Origin of the sequence: Patulibacter sp. SYSU D01012 (genome assembly GCF_017916475.1) — a bacterium.
In the GTDB taxonomy this organism is placed as follows: domain Bacteria; phylum Actinomycetota; class Thermoleophilia; order Solirubrobacterales; family Solirubrobacteraceae; genus Patulibacter.
Genome location: NZ_JAFMTB010000002.1, coordinates 75,226 through 98,357, shown reverse-complemented (window position 1 = coordinate 98,357; position 23,132 = coordinate 75,226). Strand labels below are relative to the sequence as shown.

The 23,132-nt window shown below is 75.5% G+C and carries 18 protein-coding genes; 3 read left to right on the top strand and 15 right to left on the bottom strand.

What is annotated here, in order from left to right:
• Positions 1-19: 19 nt before the first annotated feature.
• From J3P29_RS09865 to J3P29_RS09815, 11 genes are read right to left on the bottom strand one after another with little or no spacing between them, the layout of a single operon-like run.
• Positions 20-1,570 carry an APC family permease gene (locus J3P29_RS09865; RefSeq protein WP_210493154.1) on the bottom strand — a complete coding sequence of 517 codons (1,551 nt, stop codon included), beginning with the start codon at positions 1,568-1,570 and terminating at the stop codon, positions 20-22.
• Entirely contained in the window at positions 1,557-2,876 is a 1,320-nt protein-coding gene (locus J3P29_RS09860) for an ArgE/DapE family deacylase (protein WP_210493153.1), read from the bottom strand. The genes J3P29_RS09865 and J3P29_RS09860 overlap by 14 nt, the downstream gene beginning before the upstream one ends.
• Complete coding sequence (locus J3P29_RS09855) at positions 2,873-4,336, bottom strand: aldehyde dehydrogenase (RefSeq protein WP_210493152.1); 1,464 nt, start codon at positions 4,334-4,336, stop codon at positions 2,873-2,875. The genes J3P29_RS09860 and J3P29_RS09855 overlap by 4 nt, the downstream gene beginning before the upstream one ends.
• Positions 4,333-5,139, bottom strand: a complete 807-nt coding sequence (locus J3P29_RS09850) for an acetoacetate decarboxylase family protein (protein ID WP_210493151.1) — start codon at positions 5,137-5,139, stop codon at positions 4,333-4,335. The genes J3P29_RS09855 and J3P29_RS09850 overlap by 4 nt, the downstream gene beginning before the upstream one ends.
• A 14-nt stretch (positions 5,140-5,153) precedes the next feature.
• A complete protein-coding gene (locus tag J3P29_RS09845) occupies positions 5,154-6,086 on the bottom strand; it encodes a VOC family protein (protein WP_210493150.1) in 933 nt (310 codons plus the stop codon).
• Positions 6,083-7,306: a cytochrome P450 gene (locus J3P29_RS09840; RefSeq protein ID WP_210493149.1), complete on the bottom strand. Its 1,224-nt coding sequence runs from the start codon at positions 7,304-7,306 to the stop codon at positions 6,083-6,085. Before J3P29_RS09840 ends, J3P29_RS09845 begins: the two co-directional genes overlap by 4 nt.
• Positions 7,307-7,321: 15 nt before the next feature.
• Positions 7,322-8,689 carry a glutamine synthetase family protein gene (locus J3P29_RS09835; RefSeq protein ID WP_210493148.1) on the bottom strand — a complete coding sequence of 456 codons (1,368 nt, stop codon included), beginning with the start codon at positions 8,687-8,689 and terminating at the stop codon, positions 7,322-7,324.
• A gap of 14 nt (positions 8,690-8,703) precedes the next feature.
• A complete protein-coding gene (locus J3P29_RS09830; RefSeq protein WP_210493147.1) occupies positions 8,704-9,375 on the bottom strand; it encodes a type 1 glutamine amidotransferase in 672 nt (223 codons plus the stop codon).
• Positions 9,372-10,523 carry an FAD-dependent oxidoreductase gene (locus tag J3P29_RS09825; protein ID WP_210493146.1) on the bottom strand — a complete coding sequence of 384 codons (1,152 nt, stop codon included), beginning with the start codon at positions 10,521-10,523 and terminating at the stop codon, positions 9,372-9,374. The genes J3P29_RS09830 and J3P29_RS09825 overlap by 4 nt, the downstream gene beginning before the upstream one ends.
• Positions 10,524-10,527: 4 nt before the next feature.
• Complete coding sequence (locus J3P29_RS09820) at positions 10,528-10,716, bottom strand: ferredoxin (RefSeq protein ID WP_210493144.1); 189 nt, start codon at positions 10,714-10,716, stop codon at positions 10,528-10,530.
• Complete coding sequence (locus J3P29_RS09815; protein WP_210493143.1) at positions 10,713-11,579, bottom strand: fumarylacetoacetate hydrolase family protein; 867 nt, start codon at positions 11,577-11,579, stop codon at positions 10,713-10,715. Before J3P29_RS09815 ends, J3P29_RS09820 begins: the two co-directional genes overlap by 4 nt.
• A gap of 83 nt (positions 11,580-11,662) precedes the next feature.
• On the opposite strand from J3P29_RS09815, the gene J3P29_RS09810 reads away from it, so the two are divergent.
• The gene (locus J3P29_RS09810) at positions 11,663-12,586 is read left to right on the top strand and encodes a LysR substrate-binding domain-containing protein (protein ID WP_210493142.1); all 924 of its coding nucleotides are present in this window, start codon (positions 11,663-11,665) and stop codon (positions 12,584-12,586) included.
• An 18-nt stretch (positions 12,587-12,604) separates the two neighbouring features.
• Here the strand turns inward: J3P29_RS09810 and J3P29_RS19840 are convergent, their stop codons facing one another.
• A complete protein-coding gene (locus J3P29_RS19840; RefSeq protein WP_246851888.1) occupies positions 12,605-13,570 on the bottom strand; it encodes a LuxR C-terminal-related transcriptional regulator in 966 nt (321 codons plus the stop codon).
• A gap of 92 nt (positions 13,571-13,662) precedes the next feature.
• On the opposite strand from J3P29_RS19840, the gene J3P29_RS09800 reads away from it, so the two are divergent.
• On the top strand, positions 13,663-15,525 hold the full coding sequence (locus J3P29_RS09800; RefSeq protein WP_210493141.1) for an amidohydrolase: 1,863 nt from the start codon (positions 13,663-13,665) through the stop codon (positions 15,523-15,525).
• 42 nt (positions 15,526-15,567) lie between these two features.
• Here J3P29_RS09800 and J3P29_RS09795 read toward each other — a convergent pair whose 3' ends face one another.
• The 3 genes from J3P29_RS09795 to J3P29_RS09785 all read right to left on the bottom strand — a co-directional run bounded on the left by J3P29_RS09795 (position 15,568) and on the right by J3P29_RS09785 (position 18,481).
• A complete protein-coding gene (locus J3P29_RS09795) occupies positions 15,568-16,443 on the bottom strand; it encodes an SDR family oxidoreductase (protein WP_210493140.1) in 876 nt (291 codons plus the stop codon).
• A 139-nt stretch (positions 16,444-16,582) separates the two neighbouring features.
• Positions 16,583-17,446 carry a formyltetrahydrofolate deformylase gene (gene purU, locus J3P29_RS09790; protein ID WP_210493139.1) on the bottom strand — a complete coding sequence of 288 codons (864 nt, stop codon included), beginning with the start codon at positions 17,444-17,446 and terminating at the stop codon, positions 16,583-16,585.
• A 75-nt stretch (positions 17,447-17,521) separates the two neighbouring features.
• Entirely contained in the window at positions 17,522-18,481 is a 960-nt protein-coding gene (locus J3P29_RS09785; RefSeq protein WP_210493138.1) for an MYG1 family protein, read from the bottom strand.
• A 149-nt stretch (positions 18,482-18,630) separates the two neighbouring features.
• Between J3P29_RS09785 and hrpA the strand changes: the two genes are divergently transcribed.
• A complete protein-coding gene (gene hrpA, locus J3P29_RS19835) occupies positions 18,631-23,118 on the top strand; it encodes an ATP-dependent RNA helicase HrpA (protein WP_246851887.1) in 4,488 nt (1,495 codons plus the stop codon).
• The last annotated feature ends 14 nt before the right edge of the window (positions 23,119-23,132 follow it).

Genomic DNA, 23,132 nt, shown 5'->3' with positions numbered 1-23,132 from the left:
CGGCCGGTCGGTCCGCGCGTCAGGAGATGTGCTCGACCTGCTCGGTGCGCGTCGGCTGCCCGATCGCCGCGTAGCGCGCGGGGCTCCGGCGGCGCAGGATGGCCGCGACCGCCACGCCGAGCGCGCCCGCGGCGAGCAGCAGCAGCGGCAGCACGACGGACATCGCGTCGAGCGGGGCGTCCGTGGCGCCCGTGATCAGCACGTTGAAGTTGACGACGCCGAGGACCAGGATCGCCAGGAGCGCGAGGCCCGCGAGCACCGGAGCGACGACCGTGCGCCACGGCCCGCCGTCCGGGGTCTCCCGCCGGCGGAAGAACGCGACGACGGCGAACGACGTGAGCGCCATGAGCGCGACGACGCCCAGCGCGCCCAGGTTGGTCAGCCACGTGAAGAGCGTCAGGACGGGATCCTTGCCGAGCAGGGCGAAGACCCCGACCACGACGACGGCCAGGACGGTCTGCACCACCGAGGCGGTCACGGGCGCGCCGGTCCGCGGGCTGACCCGGGCGAACGCGCGGGGGAAGACGCCCTCGCGCCCCAGCGCGAAGCCGTACCGCGCCACCGCGTTGTGGAAGCTCAGCAGCGCGGCGAAGAGGCTCGTGGCGAACAGGAGCGACGCCACGTCGCCCCACACCGCGCCCAGCCGCTCCGTGCCGGAGCCGATCAGGACGGTCGTCGGGTCCGGCGCGGCGCCGTCGGCCGTGGTGAAGCCGCCGGCGACGAGCGCCTGCGGGTCGACCATCGTGTCGGGGCCGACGGCGTTGGCCAGCAGCCAGCTCGACAGCGCGTAGAACACCGCGACGACGGCGACCGCGATGAACGTCGCCCGCGCCACCGTCCGCTTGGGGTCCTTGCACTCCTCGCTGTAGATCGCCGCGGACTCGAAGCCGACGAACGACGCGACGCCGAAGACGAGCGCCGCGCCGAGCGCGGAGCCCGTCGCGTTGCCGGGGTCGAAGCCCGCGCCCGAGAGGCCCTGCGGACCGGGGTCCGCGACGACCGCCACGTCGAAGATGACGACGGCGACGACCTCGAGCACGAGGATGACCGCGAGCACGCGGGCGTTCAGGTCGACCCGCAGCACGCCGAGCAGCGCGATCACCGCCGCGGCGGCCAGACACCACCAGTACCAGTCGAGCGTGATCCCGAGCTTGTCCGCGGCGAACGCGCCGAACGCGACGCCGAAGAGCCCGTAGATCCCGAACTGCATCGCGTTGTAGGCCACGAGCGCGACGAACGCCGCCGCCACCCCGGGCATGCGCCCCAGGCCGCGGGCGACGTACGTGTAGAACGCTCCCGCGTCCGCGACGTGGCGGCTCATCGCGGCGTAGCCCACCGCGAACAGCGCCAGGACGACGCCCAGCGGGACGAACAGGAGCGGGATGCCCTTGTTGCCCGTCACGAGGTACGTCGTGGCCTGCCCGCCGGCGACCGCCGTCAGCGGTGCCGACGCGGCGACGATGAAGAACACCAGGTCGGGCACGCCGAGCGCGCGGCGGTGCAGCCCGCCCTCCGCCCGTTGCGCGGTCGTGGCCGCGGCGGTCACCGCGGTCGTGTCAGCTGTTGCCATCGGTCTCTCCTCCTGTGCGCGCCCCCGCGCGCACCTCGGTTGTCTCCCCACACCACGTCCGAACGAAGCGCGCCAGCACGCGCGCCGTCTCGACCATCGACGCGCACGACACGCGCTCGTCGATGCCGTGGATCTCCTCGGCTCTCGGTCCGAAGCACACCGCCGGCGTCCCGCGGCGCACGAAGTGGCGCGCGTCGGTCGTGGCGGTCGTCGCCTGCAGCGCCGGCGGCGTCCCGTGCACCCCGGCGTACGCGGCGCTCAACGCCCTGACGAGCGGCTCGTCCTCGTCCACCACGGAGCCCTCGCAGCGGAAGCCGTCGTAGCGGACGACCGGCGGCCGGGCGACGAGGAACGGATCCGACGCGGCGGCGCGGGCGACGGTCGTCTCGACGCGCGCCATGATCGCCGCGGGGTCCTGGCCGGGGTACAGGCCCAGTCGGCACGAGAGCGTGCAGGCCGCGGGCACCGTCGACGTCCAGTCGCCGGCGCCCACCACGCCGGGGTTCAGGGCGATGGGGTGCTCGTGGTCCCGGTACCACGCGTGCGCGTGGCGCTCCGCGTTGAGCTCGCCCTCCAGGCCGCGCAGCGCGTCCAGGATGCGCCCGGCGGCGTCGAAGGCGTTGCGTCCGAGCGCCGCGGCCCGCGCCGCGTGGGCCGGGACGCCGCGCACGTCGACGTGGAACCACAGCACGCCGACCTGAGCCAGCGTCAGGTGGTCGGGGTGCGGCTCCGTCAGGACCGCCGCGTCGGCGCCGTCGCCGTGGCCCGCCAGCAGGCACGCCAGCGTGCCGTTGCCGGTGCACTCCTCCTCGACGACGGACTGCAGGTGCAGGTCGCCCCGCAGGCGCACCCCGCTGGCCCGCAGGGCGCGCACCGCGCCCGTCATCGCCACGAGGCCCGCCTTCATGTCGCCCGCGCCGCGGCCGTAGAGCCAGTCGCCGTCGCGGCGCGGGACGAACGGGTCCCCGGTCCACAGGTCCGCGGCCGCCGGCGGGACGACGTCGACGTGCCCGTTGAGCACGAGCGAGCGGCCGCGGTCCGGGTCCTCCCCGGCCCACGTCGCCACGACGTTGCGCTTGCCGGCGACGTCCCACGAGAACGGCGAGGCGTGCGGGTCGGCGCGCAGCGCCCGCGCGTCGAGCGGTACGTCGACGGGGTCCAGGCCGCAGTCCGCGAACGCGCGGGCCATGACGGCCTGGCCGGCCTCCTCCGCGCCGAGCACCGTCGGCGCGGCGACGAGCTCGACGAGCAGGTCCTCCATCCAGGCCGCCTGCGCGGCGACCGCCTCGTCGAGCGCGTCGCTCACCGGACCGACCCCTCCAGGATCTGGAGCGTCTTCAGGTCGGAGTAGAAGTCGAGCGCGTGGTCGCCGCCCTCGCGGCCGATCCCGCTGTGCCCGACGCCGCCGAACGGCGCGGTCAGGTCGCGCACGAGGAACGTGTTGACCCACGCGACGCCGCTGCGCACCGCCCGCCCGACGCGGTCCGCGCGGCCCAGCGACGACGTGTAGACGATCGCCGACAGGCCGTAGCGGGTCGAGTTGGCCAGCGCGACCGCCTCGTCCTCGTCGCGGAACGTCTGGATCGTCAGGACGGGGCCGAACACCTCGTTCTGCACGATCTCGGCGTCGTTGTCCGTCGGCTCGATCAGCGTGGGCGCGTAGAACAGCCCGCCGGTGCGCGCGCCGCCGCGGACGACGCGCTGGCCGGACGCGCGCGCCCGGTCGACGAAGCCCGCGACCCGCTCGAGGTGGTCGGGGTGGATGAGCGGGGAGACGGTCGTCGCGTCGTCCCGCGGATCGCCCAGCACGTGGGCGTCGGTCGCGGCGTGGAAGCGCTCCAGGAACGGCTCCAGCACGGACTCCTCGACCAGCAGGCGCGTGCCGGACAGGCACACCTGGCCCGCGTCGTCGTACTGGCCGGCCGCCTTCGCCGCCGCGGCGTCCAGGTCGGCGTCCGCGAAGACCAGGAACGGGTTCTTGCCGCCGAGCTCCGCGGTGAACGGCACCACGTTGTCCGCGGCCGCCCGGCCGATGTGGCGGGCGGTGTCCGTGGACCCCGTGAACGACACGCGCCGGATCAGCGGGTGGGCGACGAGCGCCGCGCCGGCCTCCTCGCCGATCCCCTGCACGACGTTCAGCACCCCGGGCGGCAGGCCGGCCTCGTCGGCCAACTCGCCCAGCAGCGAGCAGCTCAGCGGCGACCACTCGGCGGGCTTCAGCACGACGGTGCAGCCGGCCGCCAGCGCCGGCGCCGTCTTCCACGTCGAGAGCATGAACGGCGCGTTCCACGGCGTGATGACCGCCGCGGGCCCGGCGGGCATCCGCTGGACGCGGTTCCACGTGCCCTTCGAGCGCCAGTCGCGCTCCTCGTAGGCGACGGCCAGGTCGGCGTAGTTGCGGTAGTTCAGGGCGCCGCGGGCGATGACGCGGGCGCGCAGGGAGCGCAGCAGCATCGCCATGTCGGCGCACTCGACGGCGGCGAGCCGCTCGACGTTCGCGTCGATCAGGTCGGCCAGGCGGTGCAGGTGGGCCGCCCGACCCGCAGGCCCGAGCGCCGCCCAGGCCGGGAAGGCGTCGTGCGCGGCCCGGACCGCCAGGTCGACCTCCTCCTCCCCCGCCCGCGCGATCTCGGCCAGCGGCGCGCCGTCGATCGGCGAGATCGTCGTGAACGTCCGCGCGCTGTCGACGCGCCGTCCGCCGATGAAGTGGCCGGTCGGGACGTCGACGCCCGCGACCGTGGCGACCGGGCTGGTCGTCGTGCTCATCGGACCAGCTCCTTGACGGTCTCGAGGTCGTCGACCGTGTAGCCGAACGTGAAGCGGTAGCCGCGGTCGACGGCGACCGGGCGCAGCAGCGTGTGCTCCTCGCCGGGCGCGTCGAACAGCTCGAGCTCGGCGGCGCCCTCCCAGACGGGCGAGACGGCGCGGTCGCGGGAGCGCGAGCGGACGAGCTCGTGCACCTGCGGGTCGTCGTGGCGGCCGGCGGCCAGGCGCGGGAAGTGCCGCACGTTGACGATCGGCGGGTCGGTGTGGACCGAGCCCGTCTCGCTCGGCGCCTCCAGCGTCACCCGCGCCTGGGCGATGCGGTTGCCGCGGGCGGTGCAGACCCCGCCGAAGCGGGAGCCGGCGGCGACCGCCGGGGCGGCTCGGGTCTCCAGGTCGTACGTGCGGGTGACCCAAACGTCGCCGAGCTTCTTCGGGAACCCCTGGAGCCACCCGCGGACGAGCGCGAAGTCCTGGTCCACCCAGATGAACGGGCAGGTCGTGACGGGCTCGCCGTCCAGGAGCGCGTTGACGACGAGGTAGAACTCCTTGTAGTGCGAGCGCGCGGGGTCGAGCAGCTCGTCGCCGCCCTCGGAGTAGGACTGCCAGTCCGCGAAGACCGCGGCGCAGCGCCCCGCGTCGGGGTGCGGCTCCAGGCCCTCCGGCAGCAGCGACGCGGCGGCGTCGGGGTCGGCGTGGAAGTCGACGACGAGGAAGTCGCCCACGTAGTGCCACGGCGGCGGCGGGACGAGGCTGGCGCGGCCCGACGGGGTGCGCGGGACGGTGTAGCCCTGCAGGGTGCTCATGTGCTCCTCCGGCATCAGGCCGAGACGGGGTCGTCGAGGGGCACGCCCTGCATCTCGAGGCTCTCGCGCTCGGAGGCGACGGCCCGCTCGTCGAAGCGGAAGTAGGACCGGGGCGGCAGCGGGCCCCAGGTGTTGGACGAGTAGCGGTCGTCGGGCCACACGCGCGGCTCGTGGCCCGCCTGCAGCTGCTCCATGTCGCAGTAGAGCTCGACGAAGCAGGACTCCTCGACGATGCGGACGTACGAGGCGATGTTGCCGCCGACGCCGTGGCGCGTCGGGCCCCAGCCCAGCCAGCGGCCGTGGCGGCCCAGGTGGTCGAGCGCGTCGCGCATGCCGCCGATGTCGACGGTGTCGAACGCCAGGTGGTGGAAGTGGCTGTAGCCCTTGTCCACGAGCGCCATCACGTGGTGGTCGCTGCCGACGTGCAGCCACACGCCGCCGTCGCCGAGCCAGTCCGTCAGCCGCATCCCGAGCACGTCGGCGTAGAACGCCTGCTGCTCGTGGATCCGGGCGGTCAGGAAGTTGACGTGGCCGAGCTTGCGCGGGTGGCCGACCGGCAGCGGGCCGGCGGGGCGGGCGTGCGGGACGAGCCGGGACGCGGGCTCGCGGTACGGCAGCAGCCGGAGCGCGTTGCCCTCCAGGTCGTGCAGCGCGATCCCGTCCGCGTCGCGCTCGTGCGCCACGCCGTGCGCCTGCAGGTGCGCGGCGGCGTCCTCGAGGGAGCAGCCGCGGGCCAGCTCCCACCCCACCCGCGCGAACCCGGGCTCCTCCCCCGCCGCGGCGGCCTGCAGCACGAGCGCGCGCGGCTCGTCGTCGCAGGACAGGTCGACGGTGCGCGCGTGCCGCGCGCGGACGGTCAGCCCGAACTGCTGCGCCCAGCGCGTCGCGGCCTCGTCCAGATCGGCCACGCGCAGGGCCACGTGGTCCAGGCGATGCAACGCGATCATGCGACCACCCGCACCGGCAGGCGCTTGATGCCGTTGAAGAAGTTCGAGCGCAGCCGCTCGGGCGGCCCGGCGAGCTCGATGCGGTCGACGCGGGCCAGCAGCTCCTCGAACGCGATGCGGACCTCCATCTTCGCCAGGTGCGCGCCCATGCAGTGGTGGATCCCGCCCGGACCGAACGCCATGTGCGGGTTCGGGGAGCGGCCGATGTCGAAGCGGTCCGGGTCGGCGAACACCGTCTCGTCGCGGTTGCCGGACGTGAACCACGTCGTGACCTTGTCGCCCGCCTTGATCCGGGCGCCGCCGAGCTCGGTGTCGACCGTCGCCGTGCGGCGGAAGTGGTGCACCGGGGTGGCCCAGCGCAGCATCTCCTCGGCCGCCGACCGGCGCAGCGCCACGTCGTCGCCGGCCCCCCGCAGCCGCTCGAGCTCCTCGGGGTGCTCGAGCAGGCCGAGCAGCCCGTGCGTGATCGTGTGCCGCGTCGTCTCGTTGCCGGCCGTCGCGAGCAGGACGAAGTAGACGTCGAACTCCTGCTGCGTCAGCGGCTCGAACGCGAGCTGCGTGATGATGTCGTCCTTCGGGTCCTTGCGACGCGCAGCCGCGAGCCGCCGGCCGAACTCGAACATCTCGAGCGCGGCGGGGCTCGAGAAGGGCAGGTGCCGGTGGGCGTCGTCGTCGGGGACCTTGTACTCGGGGTCCTGGTTGCCGAGCAGCCGGTCGCCGATCTCGATGATCACGCGGCGCTCCTCGTGCGGGACCCCGAGGATCTCGGCGAAGACCTGCATCGGGATCTCGGACGAGATCTCGCGGACGAAGTCGAACTCGCCGAGCGGCAGCGCCAGGTCGAGGACCTCGCGCGTGACGCGCCGCACCTGCTCCTCCCACACCCCGACGGCGCGCGGCGTGAAGCGGCGCGCGATCAGCCCGCGCAGCTCGTCGTGGCGGGGCGGGTCCATGTCGATCATGGACTTGCGCGCCTCGATGTGCTCCGCCTCGAGGTCCTCGAGCGACGTGCCCCCGACCTCGGACGAGTAGACCGCGACGTTGCGGTGCACCTCGCGGATGTCGGCGTAGCGCGTGACGGCCCAGAATCCGGGGCCGTCGGGCTCGGGGTTCCAGTGCACGGGGTCGTCGCGGCGCAGGGCGGCGAAGGCCTCGTGCGGCACGGCGTCGACGAAGGCGTCGTGGTCGGAGAGGTCGATGTGGCTCAACGTGGATGACATGGGGGCTCTCCCGGCCTAGAGGTGGTGGAGGTACTCGTCGATTTCCCAGTCCGAGACCCACGCCCGGTGGCGCTCGATCTCGAACCGCTTGACCGACAGGAAGGTGTCGACGATCTCCGGGCCCAGGGCGTCGCGGAGGACCGTGTCGGCCTCGAGCGCGTCGAGCGCGTCCTCGAGGCAGGTGGGCAGCGCGTCGTCGGCGGCGGGGTCGGCGCGGTAGGCGTCGCCGAGGACCGGCGCGGGCGGCTCCAGCCGCCGGCGCAGCCCGTCGGTGCCCGCCGCGAGCACCGCGGCGATCGCCAGGTACGGGTTGGCGGCGCCGTCCCCCACCCGGATCTCGATGCGGGCCGCGCGGCCGCGCTCGGGCGGGATGCGGATGAACGTGGAGCGGTTGTCCCAGCCCCAGTTCGCGCGCGTCGGCGCGAGCGAGTCGGGCTGCAGGCGCCGGAACGCGTTGATCGTGGGGTTCAGGAACGCCATGAGCGCCGGCGCGTGCGCCAGGACGCCCGCGACGAACTGCCGCAGCTCGCCGCTCACGCCGTCCGCGTCGTCCGGGGCGTCGAAGGCGTTGTCTCCCGCGCGGTCGAGCGACAGGTGCAGGTGCGTGCCGGAGCCGCCCTGGTCGTTGAACGGCTTGCCCATGAAGGTGGCGACGAGGCCGTGGCGGGCCGCGATGTCCTTCGCCGCGACCTTCAGCAGGAACGCCCGGTCGGCGGCGGTGAGCGCGTCGGCGTGCCGCAGGTTGATCTCGTACTGCGAGTTCATGAACTCGTGGTTGACCGCGAAGACGCCCAGGCCGAGCGCCGCCAGGTCCTCGGTCATGCCGCGCACGAGCCCGTCGGGGTCGGCCTGCGCGCCGACGGTGTAGACCATCGACGGGTGATCGACGCGGCGCGCGACGCCGTGCTCGGCGGACGGGTCGCGCCGGACGAGGAAGAACTCCAGCTCGGGCCCGACGACCGGCGACAGCCCGAGCGCCTCGAGCGCGGCGCTCGCCCGCCGGACGGCGCCGCGCGGGTTGGCGATCGGCGCGCCGCCCGCGGCCGGCTCCAGGTCGGCCAGGCAGACCGCGACGCCCGGGTCCCACGGCAGCGCGGCCATCGTCCGCACGTCGGGGTGCGCGACGAGGTCGGGGTACCCCTCGTCGCCGCCGCGCACCGGGGTGTGCCGCAGGTCGGTGCCCATCACGGCCGAGCAGAAGCACAGGCCGCTGGCGACGGCGTGGTCGAACATCCCGACGGGCACGTCCTTGCCGCGGGCGACGCCGTGCAGGTCGGCGTAGAGCACGCGGACCGACGTCGTCGGCGCGGTGCGCGGCCGGGGGTCGTCGGCGGCCGCGCCGTTGAGCGCGGGCGCGGGCACCGCGGCGGTGGTGAGGTGCATGGGGGTCTCCTCCCTCATCGGCGTGCGCGCTCCCAGAACGCGTCGAACAGGACGTACGCGGCGTCGGCCGCGGCGTCCGCGTAGGGGCGGCCCTGCTCCAGCAGGGCCTCGCCGTCCTCGATGCCGAGGGCGGCCAGCCGGGGGGCGTCGGTGCGCGCCCAGTCCCGGACGATCTCGATCGTGCTCTCGGGGTGGAACTGCACCCCCAGGTGGCGGCCGTGGCGGAACGCCTGCAGGCCGACGGGCGAGTCGGCGAGCGGCTCCGCCCCCGGCGGCAGCGTGAAGCGGTCGTAGTGCCACTGCAGCCACGGGCCCTCCGGGACCTCGTCGGGGGACGCGCTGCGGATGCGGTGCCACGCCACCTCGGGCCGCGGTGCGCGCTCGATGCGCCCGCCCAGGACCGCGGCCAGCATCTGGCCGCCGAAGCACAGGCCGAGCATCGGCACGTCGCGCGCCACGGCCTCGCGGACGAACGCGCGCTCCGCGACGACCTCCTCCCCCGCGTGGTCGGGGTTGTGCGGCGAGCCGAGCGAGGCGACGAACGCCTGGCCGTCCAGCGCGGGCAGCGGGTCGCCGCTGGCGGCGTGGTGGACGTCGAGCGCGACGCCGCGGTCGGCCGCCCAGTCGGCGAGCAGCCCCGGCGGGCCCCAGTCCCCGTGCTGCAGGACGAGCGCGCGCGGCGTCATGCGGCCACGGCCTCGGTGGCCAGCCGTCGGCGGTACGCGGCGAGCCGCTTGGCGTGGTTGAACGCGACGGCGCCGACCAGCCGGCCGTCGGCGTCGTGCGCCTCGGCCAGCAGCCGCGGCCCGTCCTCCTCGACGATCGCGAGCGTCGCCGCGCGGCCGGGGAAGCCGACCGCCTGGATCTTCGTGGCGTACTGGTCGGACCAGAAGTACGGCGGCGCGACGTGGGCGGCGCGGTCGGCGGGGTCCACGACGGCGTTGCGTCCCGCGAGCCCGCCGTGCTCCGCCGCCGTCGTCCAGTGCTCCACCCGCACCACCTCGCCGCCCACGAGCGCGTGCGGCCAGGCGGCGACGTCGCCCGCCGCCAGCACGTCGGGGTCGTCGACGGACGTGAGCGTGCCGTCGCAGCGCAGGCCGCCGCGAGCGTCGAGCGTCAGCCCGCTGCCGGCCAGCCACTCCGTGTTCGGCACGCCGCCGAGCGCGACGAGGACCACGTCGGCGTCGACGCGCTCGCCGCCCGCCAGCGTGATCCCGGCCCGGTCGACCGCGTCCACCGCCGTGCTCAGGCGCAGGTCGACGCCGTGCTCGCGGTGCAGCGCGGCGCAGCGGCCACCCAGCTCCGGGCCGAGCGGCAGCAGCGGATGCGGGGCGACGTCGACGAGCGTCACGTCGCAGCCCAGCCCGCGGGCGGTCGCGGCGACCTCGCAGCCGACGAAGCCGGCGCCGACGATCGCCAGGCGCGCGCCCGGCTGGAGCGCACGGCCCAGGGCGACGGCGTCGTCGACGGTGCGCAGCGTCACGACGCCCTCGGCGCCCGGCCACGTGCGGGCCCGGCAGCCCGTCGCCACGACGAGCCGGTCGTACGGCACCCGCCCGCCGTCGGCGAGCGCCACCGTGCGGCCGTCGCGGTCCAGCCCCACGGCGGCGGCGCCCAGGCGCCACTCCGCGTCCAGCGCGTCGACGCCGGGGAAGACGCAGTCCGCGTGGGACTGCGCCCCCGCGAGCAGGCCCTTGGACAGCGGGGGGCGGTTGTACGGCGGATGCTCCTCGTCGCCGACGACGACGAGCGAGCCCTCGTGACCCGACGCCCGGACGGCCTGCGCGGCGCGCAGGCCCGCGAGCGAGGCCCCGACGACGACGACGCGGTCCACGCCGTCAGCCCTCGATCCGGATGGCCATCATCGGGCAAGCGTCGGCGGCGGCCTGCACCGCCTCGCGGCGGGACTCGTCCACCTCCTCCTTCCAGACGAGGACGTCGTCGTCGCCGAGCTCGAACACGTCGGGCGCCGGGAAGACGCACTCGCCGTGGCTCTGGCACAGGTTCATGTCGACGTGGACCTTCATGCGGGGGTGCTCCTGTTCTGGATGCGGCGCTCGGCCTCGTCCTCGGGGATGGCGAGCGCGACGTGCAGGGTGTTGGCGGACGTCTCGAGCTGGTCGCCGGCCTCGGAGAGGTCGACGTCCCAGTCGACGACGGTGCTCTCGACGCGGCCCAGGCCGCTGATCTCGACGGCGACGACGTCGCCGGGCTCCATCGGCCGCGAGTTCGCGGGGGTGCCCGTCAGCACGACGTCGCCCGGCTCGAGGGTGATCAGCCGGCTGAGGTCGGCGAGCTGGTAGGCGACGCCCCAGATCAGGTCGTCCGCGGTCGCCTGCTGGACGACCTCGCCGTTCAGGGTGGTCGTCAGCGTGTAGTCCGTCGGGTCGAATTCCTCGGCCGGGACGATCTGCGGGCCGACGGGCAGGAAGCCGTCCTGGCCCTTCACGCGCAGCATCGACCCGCGGTCGGCGTGCCGGAAGTCGTGCAGGCCGACGTCGTTCGCGGGCAGGTAGCCGGCGACGTGGCCGAGCGCGTCGTCGATGCGCACGCCCTTCATGCGCTCGCCGATCACGACCGCCAGCTCGCCCTCGTAGTTGAGGAAGCTGGCGCCGGCCGGGCGGCGGACCACCCCGCGGTGGCCGTTCAGCGTCGTCGGCGGCTTCATGAAGTACGACGGCGCCGGCGGGGTGCGGGCGGCGTACTCCTCGACGCGGCTGCGGTACGTCAGGTGGACGGCGATGATCTTCGACGGCGCGACGGGCGCCAGGTACCTGGCGTCGCGCTCGGCCACGCGGCGACCGTCGTCGAGGACGATCTCGGCGCCCTCGACGCGGCCGGTGACGGGCACCCCGTCGACCTCGATCCGGACTTGTGTGATCTGCGGCACGGAGCGCACTATCCGTCGGCGGCCGCGCGGCGTACAACCTGCACTGGCGCACGATTGATCGCTCGGGCAGATAAGTTGCCCGCATGGAGCTGCGTCAGCTGCGCTACTTCGTCGCCGTCGCCGAAGAGCTGCACTTCACCCGCGCCGCGGCCCGGCTCAACCTGGCGCAGTCGGCGCTGAGCTCGCAGATCCGCCAGCTCGAGGCCGAGGTCGGCGGGCCGCTGCTCGTCCGCAGCACCCGCCGCGTGATGCTCACGCCAGGCGGCGCGGCGCTGCTCGAGGACGCCCGCGAGCTGCTCGCGCTGGCGGACGGCTCGCTCGATCGCGTCCGGGCCCTCTGCCGGGGCGAGGCCGGCCGGCTCGTCCTCGGCACGCTCGGCCCCGCCCCCGGCGCGCTGCTCGCCGCGCTGCTCGGCCGACTGTCCAGCAGCCACCCGGACGTCCGCGTCGAGGTGCGGGCGTTCGACTTCACCGAGGCGTTCGCCGGCCTGCTCGAGCAGCACGCCGACCTGGCGTTCGTCTACATGCCGCTCGAGCACCGCGCGATCGAGTTCGTGCCGCTGCTGAGCGAGCCGCGGACCGTCGTGCTGCCGGCGGGCCACCGGCTCGCCCGGCGCAAGCGGCTGCGGCCGCGCAACCTGGCCGGCGAGACGTTCATCACCCAGCCGCCCGAGGTGCAGGAGCCCTGGCGCGACTACTGGGCGCTCGCGCCCGAGCTCGGCGAGCGACCGCGGATCAGCCCGCACTACGGCGACAAGCTCGAGGACTGGCTGCGGCTCATCGCCAACGGCGAGGGCGTCGACACGGCCCCCGCCATCATCTCGCGCTACTACGCGTGGCCCGAGCTGGCGTACGTGCCGCTCGTGGACGCCGCGCCCGCGACGCTCGCCCTCGCCCGTCGCCGCGACGGCGACCACCCCCTCGCCGACGAGGTCCTGGCCCTCGTGCTCGAGATCGTCCACCACCTGGACCTGCCCGGCACGACGGTCGTCGCGCCGCGCCCGTAGCGCCGCAGGCCCGCGTCCTCACGCGATCAGCAGCAGGCCCTCGCGCACCGCGCGGGCGGCGGCCGCGCCGCGGGTCCCGACGCCCAGGCGGTCCAGGATGTGGGCCAGATGGGTGGCGACGGTCGGCCGGCTGAGGTGCAGGCGCGCGGCGATCTCGGGGTTCGTGCACCCCTCCGCCACGAGCGTCAGCACCTGCAGCTCGCGGCGACTCAGCGGCGGCGCCGCCGGCTCCACCCCGACGAGCAGCGCCCCGTCGTCGCCGCCCGGTCGCACCACCACGGCACGCACCAGACCCGCCGCCCCCGCGTCGTGGAGGAAGGCGGTCGCGCCCGGCAGCACGGGTGCGACGGCGCGCGCGCAGCGCAGCAGCTCGGCGCCGGGCAGCAGCAGCGGCGACGAGGGCCGGCCGGCCAGCGCGCCGACCGCGCCGTCGCCGCCGACCGCGACCGCGGCCATCCCGGCCGGCAGCACGGCCGCGGCGGAGCGCAGCGTGGCCGTCACGTCGGTCAGCTCGGCCAGGAGCAGGCCCGCCAGGCCGACCGCGGCCAGCCGTCCCTCGTCGTACGGGGCGCCGTCGAGCACGTTGCAGCTGAGCGCGCCGACGTACCGTCCGTCGGCCGTGTGCAGGCAGTGGGTCAGTCCCTCGCTGAAGCGCTCGAGCGCCAGCACGCCGTCGAGCGGTGGCCGTCGGGCGCGGACGTCGGTCAGACGCAGCGGCCGCCGCGTCCGACGCGCGTACTGGTAGCCCGGGTCGTGCACGAGGTCGCCGCCGCGGTCCCCGGCCAGGTCCTCGGGCCGGTACCCCCAGGTGCGCAGCGGCCGGTGCGCCCGCAGGACCGGATCCCACGCCGCGAGGACGAGCGCGTCGCAGCCCGTCAGCTCGGCCACCGCGCCGAGGGCCGCCCCGACGCGGACGTCGCGGTCGCCGGCGCGGGCGGCCTCGCGGCCGATCGCGGCGATCGCCCGCACGTGGTGCGCCGCCATCGGCGACGAATCGTTCATCTGGACGATTGCGGAGGGGTCGGGGGCTCGGAGAGGTTGGCCGCGAGTATCCACACCGAGCCCTGGAGGGGCAAATGCCTTCGACCCTCGACCGGCGCCGCTTCGTCGCCGGCGCCGCCGCCGTCGCGGCGGGCGGCCTGCTGCCGGCCGACGCCGCGGCGGCCCGCGGACCACGCCGCGAGCGCCTGCGCAGCGCCGACCTGCTCGTCGTGAACGGCCGGGTGCTGACGCTCGACCGCGGCTTCCGGGTCCACGAGGCCGTCGCTGTCCGGGACGGCGTCGTGCTGGCCACGGGACGGACCCGCGACCTGCGCCGGCTGGCCACCCGCCGCACCCGGATCGTCGACGCCCGGGGCGGCACCGTGATGCCCGGGATCAACGACTCGCACCTGCACTTCAGCGCCTTCGGCCTGGCGATGCCGCCGACGACGGCCGCGGTCGACACCGCCACGATCCCCGAGCTGCAGGCCGCGGTCCGCGCCGCCGCCGAGGCCGCGGGACCGGGCGGTGCGTGGGTCCGCGGCAGCGGCTGGAACGAGAACCGCATCGGCCGCGCCCCGACCCGGCAGGAGCTCGACGCCGTCTCGGGCGAGCACCCCGTCATCCTCTCGTCCTTCGACTACCACGCCGTCGCCGTCAACACGCGGGCGCTGCAGCTCGCCGGGGTCACCCGCGACACCGTCGCGCCGCCGGGCGCGGTGATCGAGAAGGACGCCGCCGGCGAGCCCACGGGCGTGCTGCGCGAGGGCGCCGCCGGCCTGGTGCGCGCGGTCGTGCCGCCCTTCACCCGCGAGGAGACGCAGCGGGGCGTCCTCGCCGGCCTCGACGCCCTGCACGCCCTCGGGATCACGAGCCTGACCGACCCGGGGATCGACGAGGCGACCGTGGCGCTGCTGCGGCGCATGTCCCGTGCCGGTCGGCTGCCCGTGCGGCTCAACGTGCTCCTGAGCGCGGGCTCGTCGCTCGCGACGGCGCGCGCCGCCCTGGACGCGCACCGCCCCGTCAGGGGCGCCGACGAGCGGCTGTTCCGCGTGGCCGGGATGAAGGTGTTCGCCGACGGCATCCCGACGGCGGCGCGCACCGCCTGGCTGTCGAAGCCCTACCTCGACGGCAGCAACGGCGCGCTGACCGTGGCCGGCGCGTCGCCCGCCGAGCAGGTCGCCACGCTCGAGGCGATCATCGCGCTCGCGCACCGCCGCGGCCTGCAGATCGGCACGCACGCCACCGGCGACGCCGCGATCGACGCGGTCGTGGGCGCCTACGTGAAGGCGATGCGCGCGCACCGCCGACGCGACCCCCGCCACTACGTCATCCACGCCGACCTGACGCCGCAGGCGACGCTGCGGCGAATGGCGCGCCACGACATCGGCGCGAACATGAACGCGTCGGTCAAGACCCTGCTCGGCCGCACGCTCGACGGCGTGATCGGGCCGGAGCGGACGGACTACCAGTGGCCGTACCGCTCGGCGCTCGACGCCGGGGTGCGCGTGTCGAGCGCCTCGGACGCGCCCGTGACGCCGCCGGACTGGCGGCAGGGCATCGAGGGTGCGGTGCTGCGCCGCGGGCAGTTCGGGGGCGTCGCAGGCGAGGCCGAGCGGATCACGCTGCGCGAGGCGATCCGCACGTACACGAGCACGCCGGCCTGGCAGGACCGGGCCGAAGGCTGGAAGGGCCGCCTGGTCCCGGGCCACGTCGCCGACGTCGTCGTCCTGGGCGACGACGTCCTCGCGGCGCGGCCCGACCGCATCACCGACATCGACGTCACGACGACGATCGTGGCCGGCGCCGTCGTCCACGAGCGCCGCGGCAGCGCGCGCGCCGACGCCGCGCGGACGCGGCTGGCGCGCGCGTCGGGCCAGGCCCACGCGCGGGCGTGCCTCGAGGCGGGCGGGTGCTGCTGCACCCTCTCGAAGGAGATCGTCGCCGGGCGCGTCTGACGGCCGCCGCGGGCGGGGCGCTCGGCGGCCCGCCCGCCCCGCTCAGCCGTTGACGACGGTCCCGCCGTTGGGGTGCAGCACCTGGCCGCTGACGTACGACGCGTCGGCGCTCGCCAGGAAGACGTAGCTCTCCGCCACCTCCTCGGGCTGTCCGGGGCGGCCCAGCGGCACGTCGCCCCCGAAGGACGCGACCTCCTCGGGCGGGAACGTCGCCGGGATCAGCGGCGTCCAGATCGGCCCGGGCGCGACGGCGTTGACGCGGATGCCGCGCTCGGCCAGGTGCTGGGAGAGCGCGCGCGTGAACGCGACGATCGCGCCCTTCGTCGACGAGTAGTCGATCAGCGTCGGGTTGCCCTGGTAGGCGGTGACGGACGTCGTGTTGACGATCGCGCCGTCGTCGGGCAGGTGCGGCAGCGCGGCGCGCGTCAGGCCGAACATGCCGAAGACGTTCGTCGCGAAGGTGCGCTCGAGCTGCTCGCGGGTGATGTCCTCGAAGCGCTCCTGCGCGTGCTGCTCGGCGGCGTTGTTCACCAGCACGTCCAGCTTGCCGAAGGCGTCGAGCGTCTCCTGCACCGCCCGCTGCTGCACCGCCTCGTCCGCGACGTCGCCGCGGATCGTGATCGCCCGCCGGCCGTGGTGGCCGACGGCCTCGACGGTCTCCCGCGCGTCGGCGTCCTCCTTCTCGTCCCGGTAGAGGATCGCGACGTCGGCGCCCTCGCGGGCGAACGCGACGGCCACGGCGCGCCCGATGCCCGAGTCGCCGCCCGAGATCAGCGCCGCGCGGTCCTTCAGGCGGCCGGAGCCCTCTCGGTCGTGCCGCTGGAAGGCGGGCCTCGGCGTCATCTCGTCCTCGCGGCCGGGCTGGGACTGGTCCTGGCCGGGCGGGGTGCCGTCGTACTGGTCGGGTGCGGAGGTCATGCCGCCTGGCTACCCGCCGGCGCGCGCCGCGGAACGGCCCGCCCGCGGCCCGCCTCGGCCACGGCCCGCGAACGGCGCCCCGCGGACGGCAGGTCGCGGACGCGCGACGGACCCGAGCGCCCGGCGGCCCGGCGGCGGGTCAGAGCACGACGGTCGTGTCGCCGTGCACGATCACGCGGTCCTCGCCGTGCCAGCGGACGGCGCGCGCCAGCACCGTCCGCTCGATGTCCCGCCCGACGGCCTGCAGCGCGGGCACGTCGAACGCGTGGTCCACGCGGGCGACGTCCTGCTCGATGATCGGTCCCGCGTCGAGCTCCTCGGTCACGTAGTGGGCGGTCGCGCCGACGAGCTTCACGCCTCGCGCCTTCGCCTGCCCGTACGGGTCGGCGCCGACGAACGCCGGCAGGAACGAGTGGTGGATGTTGATGACGGGCACGCCGAGCTCGCGCAGGAACCCGCCCGAGAGGATCTGCATGTAGCGCGCCAACACGACGACGTCGAAGCGCCCGCGCAGCAGCTCGAGCAGCCGCGCCTCGGACGCGGGCTTCGTGTCGGGCGTCACCGGCACGTGCTCGTACGGCACGTCGAACCCCGCCACGTCGGCCGCCAGGTCGGGGTGGTTGGACGCCACCAGCCCGACGTCGACGCCCAGCTCGCCGCGGCGCGCGCGCCAGAGCAGATCCAGCAGGCAGTGGTCCTCGCGCGAGACGAGGACCGCCGCGCGCTTCGGGGTGGCGGCCTCGTGCAGCGACCACGTCATCCCGTACGGGGCCGCGACCCGGTCGGCGAACGCCGCCTCGAGCCCCGTCCGGCGGGCGGCCAGGTCGGGCAGCACGAAGACGACGCGCATCAGGAACGTGCCGCCCTCCAGGCTCGTCGAGTGCTGGTCGGACTGGGCGATGTTGGCGCCGTGCTCGTGCAGGAGCCCCGAGACGGCGGCGACGATGCCGGGCCGGTCGGGGCAGCGGACGAGCAGACGGGCGACGTCTGCGGGACGGGACATGCGGGGAATCTGCCGCAGCCCGGCCCGCGCGGCAAGGGTCGGGTGGACGCCCGTTCCGTCGCGGCGGACGCGCGCTCAGTCGGCCGAGAGCACGTCGGCCGGGTCGACGGCGGCCGCCGCGTCGTCGGCCAGCGCCTGACGGACCAGCTCCATCGCGCCCTCGCGGCTGCCCGCGACCGCCATGAAGCGCGCGCCGTGGCAGAAGACGGCGTCCGGCACGCCCGTCACCTGCTGCAGCGGCTCGCCCTCGAGCCCCGCCCACGCCGCGGGCAGGTCCTTGCGGTTGGCGAACCCGTGCTCGCCCGCCGGCACCGCCTGCAGGCTCCAGTCCCGGGTGCGCGGCGCGACGACGAAGAGCACCTCGGGCGCCTCGGCGACCACGATCTTCTTCCACGGCATGCCGCGGTCGAGGACGAGGACGCGGGGATCCTCGGCGCGCTCGAGGGCGGCCCGGACGAGCCCGGCGGCACGGGCGCGGCCCTGCGCGCCGGCGAGCTCGCGGCGCAGGATGCCCTCGGCCAGGTCGACCGCCTCGTCGAACGCCTCGCGCTCCGCCCGCGCGCCGTCCTCGGTGTCCCACGGCGGGTTGATCGCGGCGATCACGCCCGAGACCGTGTGCGGCGTGACGCCCGGGACCAGCGGCTCGTACAGCTCCTGGCCGTTGTCGCCGGCGTCGATCGGCGCGACGAGCTGCACGTCGATGGCGGCGGCCACCTCGTCCGAGCCCGCGATCTCGCGGCCGTGCTCCTTCCACACCAGCCCGAACGAGGCGTAGCGGATGCCGTTCGCGCGCTCGCCGACGTCGCCCTGGTGGTGGTCGAAGTCGCCGCCCGCCGGGTCGTAGCGGCGGCCGACGTCGACCCGCAGGGTGCACGTCGCGAGCACCTGCGGGTCGCGGCTGCGGACGATCTCGAGGGGCCCGCGGGCCAGGCGCAGCGTCGCCAGCGCGAAGACCTCGTCGGCGTGGAAGGAGCCGGAGTGGGTGCCCACCCGCAGCGGGGTGGGGGCCTCGGCGTCGTCGCGTGGCGCGTCCATCACCCCCCGAGGCTACCGCGGGACGCAGGCGCGTCGCGTCGTGCGGACGCCGTCCGCCCCGGGCCCGTCGATCCGTCGACGTCGACGGGCTCGGGCGCGTGGCCCCCCGGCGCGACGGCCGCCGCGCGGCGCCTCCTATCCTTGGTGGGATGCCCGGCACCCCCGAGAGCCCGGCGCCCTCCGCCCCGGCCGTCGCCGGCCCGGGCGACCGCGACGACGCCCCCCGCACCCCGGACCTGCGCGCCCGCCTGGGCGAGCTGCGCCTGCGCGACGAGCACCGCCTGGCGCGCAAGCTCGACCGTCTGCGCCGCGAGCAGGACGACGCACGCCGCACGCGCGACCTCGCGCGCCTGGTCGACGAGATCGACCGGGCGGAGCAGGTGGTCCACGAGCGCCGCGCCGCGGTGCCGACGATCACCTACCCGGAGGAGCTGCCCGTCGCGGCCCGCCGGGACGACCTGCTCGCCGCGATCCGCGACCACCAGGTCGTCGTCGTGGCCGGCGAGACGGGGTCGGGCAAGACCACCCAGATCCCGAAGATGTGCCTGGAGCTGGGCCGGGGGATCCGGGGGCAGATCGCGCACACGCAGCCGCGCCGCATCGCCGCCCGCACCGTCGCCGAGCGCATCGCCGACGAGCTGGGCACCCCGATCGGCGAGGCCGTCGGCTACTCCGTCCGCTTCAACGACCGCTCGGGCGAGAACACCCTGGTCCGCCTGATGACGGACGGCCTGCTGCTGGCCGAGATCCAGCGTGACCGGCTGCTGCGCCGCTACGACACGATCATCATCGACGAGGCGCACGAGCGGTCGCTCAACATCGACTTCCTCCTGGGCGTCGTCAAGCAGCTGCTGCCGAAGCGGCCCGACCTGAAGGTCATCATCACGTCGGCGACGATCGACCCGGAGCGCTTCGCCGAGCACTTCGGCGACGCCCCGATCGTCGAGGTCTCCGGCCGCACCTACCCCGTCGAGGTCCGCTACCGGCCGGTCAACGACCCGGACGACGACGAGGCCGACCGCGACCAGATCGAGGCGATCGGCGACGCGGTCGCCGAGCTCGAGCGCGAGGCGCCCGGCGACGTCCTCGTCTTCCTCTCCGGCGAGCGCGAGATCCGCGACACCGCCGAGAGCCTGCGCGGGCGCTTCGGCACGGGCGACGGGCAGCGCCGCGGCCCCGGCATCGAGGTCCTGCCCCTCTACGCGCGCCTGTCGTCCGAGGAGCAGCAGCGCGTCTTCCGGCGGTCGCCGTCGGGGAAGCGCCGCGTCGTGCTGGCCACGAACGTCGCCGAGACGTCGCTCACGGTCCCCGGCATCAAGTACGTCGTCGACCCGGGCACCGCCCGCATCAGCCGCTACTCCGCCCGGCTGAAGGTGCAGCGCCTGCCGATCGAGCCGGTCTCGCAGGCGTCGGCCAACCAGCGCAAGGGCCGCTGCGGCCGCACGTCCGAGGGCATCTGCATCCGCCTGTACTCCGAGGAGGACTTCGAGGCGCGCCCCGAGTTCACCGACCCGGAGATCCTGCGGACGAACCTCGCCTCGGTGATCCTGCAGATGGCCGCGCTCGGCCTGGGCGAGATCGGCGACTTCCCGTTCCTCGAGCCCCCGGACCGCCCGCAGATCCGCGACGGCGTGCAGCTGCTCGAGGAGCTCGGCGCGCTCAAGCAGGACGAGGAGGACCCGAAGAAGCGCCTGACGCCCGTCGGCCGCACCCTCGCGGCGCTGCCGATCGACCCGCGCCTGGGCCGCATGGTGCTCGAGGCCGACCGCCTGGGCTGCACGGAGGAGGTCGTCGTCATCGCGGCCGCCCTGTCGATCCAGGACCCGCGCGAGCGCCCGCAGGACAAGCAGGAGACCGCGCAGCAGTTCCACGCGCGCTTCAAGCACGAGGGCTCCGACTTCCTGTCCTTCCTCGACCTGTGGGACTACCTGCGCCAGCAGCAGCGCGAGCTGTCCGGCAGCGCGTTCCGCCGCCAGTGCAAGAAGGAGTTCCTGCACTACCTGCGGATCCGCGAGTGGCAGGACCTGGTCGCGCAGCTGCGCCAGGCGGCCAAGCAGACCGGGATCACGGTGGCTCGCCGGGACAGGGGAACGGCCGGGCCCCGCCTCGGGTCCGGCGACGCCGACGACCGGGCCGATACGGCTGCGGACGCCGTCCCGCCTTCACCTGCGGCTCGGCGCGGCCGTGACGGCGGACGTCGCGGGTCGGGCGACGCCGGGTCGACCGACGGACGGGCGACGGACGCCGTCCCGACCTCACCTGCGGCCGGACGCGACGACGCCGGTCGACGGGACGACCGCCGGGGTGGTCGTCGTGGCGGTCGGGCACAGGACGTGGCGGCCCGCCGGGACGACATGACGAGCGCGCCGACCGACACGGACGGCGACGCCGCCGACGCACCGGAGCACGGCGTCGGCGCCGTCGCGCGGCTGCGCAAGGCCGAGCGCGAGGCGCAGCGGCGGCGCGAGGCCAGCGAGCGCGACATCCACCAGGCGCTGCTGTCCGGCCTGCTCTCGCACGTCGGGCTGAAGGACGAGACGAACGTCAAGACGGACCAGAAGGGCCGCCCGATCCGGACGAAGGGTCGGCCGCAGCGGCCCGAGTTCCTCGGCGCCCGCGGCGCGCGCTTCCAGGTCTTCCCCGGCTCGGCGCTGGCGAAGAAGCCGCCGACGTGGGTCATGGTCGCCGAGCTCGTCGAGACCTCGCGCCTGTGGGGCCGCACCGCCGGGCGCGTCGAGCCGGAGTGGATCGAGCCGCTCGCCGAGCACCTGCTGCGCCGCACCTACGCCGAGCCGCGCTGGTCGAAGAAGCGCGCGTCCGTCGTCGCCAGTGAGCGCGCCACCCTCTACGGCCTGCCAGTCGTCGCGGGCCGCACCGTCCAGTACGGCCGGATCGACCCGGTCCTCTCGCGCGAGCTCTTCATCCGCCAGGCGCTCGTCGAGGGCGAGTGGGACGGCGGCCGCGCCGGCGGTCGCCAGGTGCTGCGCCGCAACGCGCAGCTGATCGAGGAGGTCCGCGAGCTGGAGGAGCGCGCGCGCCGCCGCGACCTGCTCGTCGACGACGAGGTGCTCTTCGCGTTCTACGACGAGCGGATCCCCGCCGGCGTCGTCTCGGGCGCGCACTTCGACCGCTGGTGGCGCGACGAGAAGCGCCGCGATCCCGACCTGCTGCACTTCCCGCGCGAGCTGCTGCTCGACGAGCAGGCCGAGACCGCCGTCCGCGGCGCCGGCATGCCCGAGGCGTGGAAGCAGGGCGACCTGCTCCTGCCCCTGAGCTACCGCTTCGACCCGGGCACGGAGCACGACGGGGTCACCGTGCACGTGCCGCTCGCGGCGCTGCCCCGCGTGAAGGACGTCGGCTTCGAGTGGCTCGTCCCCGGGCTGCGCGAGGAGCTCGTCACCGCCCTCGTCCGCGCGCTGCCGAAGGACGTCCGCCGCGAGCTCGTCCCGATCCCCGACACCGTCCGCACGATCCTGGGCCGCATGACCCCGCGCAGCGCGCCGCTGCCGCGGGCGCTCGCGCGCGAGCTGAACGCGTTCCCCGGCGTCCAGGTGACGCCCGCGATGCTGCGCCTGGACGCGCTGCCCAGCCATCTCCGGATGACGTTCGTCGTCGAGGACGCGGACGGGAAGGCCATCGCGTCCGGCCGCGACCTGGCCGCGCTGAAGGACGAGCTGCGCCCGACGCTGCGCCAGGCGCTCGAGGCCGCGACCCCCGACCTGGAGCGCCACGGCCTGAAGGCGTGGACGATCGGGACGCTGCCGCGCGAGGTCGCGATCGGCGAGGGCGACCTGGGCGTGAAGGTCTACCCCGCCCTGGTCGACGAGGACGACGCGGTCGGCGTGCGGGTCTTCGACGCCGCCGACGTGCAGGCCGAGGCGATGCGCCGCGGCACGCGCCGGCTGCTCGCGCTGACCGTGCCCTCCCCCGCGCGCGGCGTGGTGAGCGCGCTGCCGACCCGCGCGCAGCTCACCTTGACCACGGCGCCGCACGGCTCCGTCGACCGGCTGATGGCGGACACCGTCGCCGCGACGATCGACGGGCTCGTCGCGGCGAACGGCGGGCCGGCGTGGGACGAGGCCGGGTTCGCGGCGCTCCGCGAGAAGGTCGCCGCACGGCTGCCCGACGCCACCGGCCGCGTCCTGGGCCAGGTCGTGCGGGTGCTCGACGCCGAGCGCGACCTGCGCGCGCGCCTGGAGCGCTTCGCCGCCGGCCCCGCCGATCCGGCGTTCGAGGCCGCGCAGCGCGACGTGATCGCGCAGCTCGAGCGGCTCGTGCGCCCCGGGTTCGTGACCGACGCGGGCGCGCGACGTCTGCCCGACCTGGTCCGCTACCTGCAGGCGGCGGCGCACCGCCTGGACCGCCTGCCGGACGCGCGGGCCGCCGACACGGACCGGATGCGCGCGATCCACGAGCTCGAGGCCGCGTTCCGCCGCCGGGCGCAGGGCTGGCCGAAGGGCCGCCCGCTGGCGCCGGCGCTGCGCGAGGTGCCGTGGATGCTCGAGGAGCTGCGCGTGGCGCAGTTCGCCGGCGCCCAGGGCGGCCGGCGGCTCGCTGCCGGCGGCAGCAGCGGCGCCGGCCCGGTCTCGAGCAAGCGGATCCGCCGCGTCATCGACGAGACCCCGGCGCCGGTCTAGACGCGGCGGCGCGC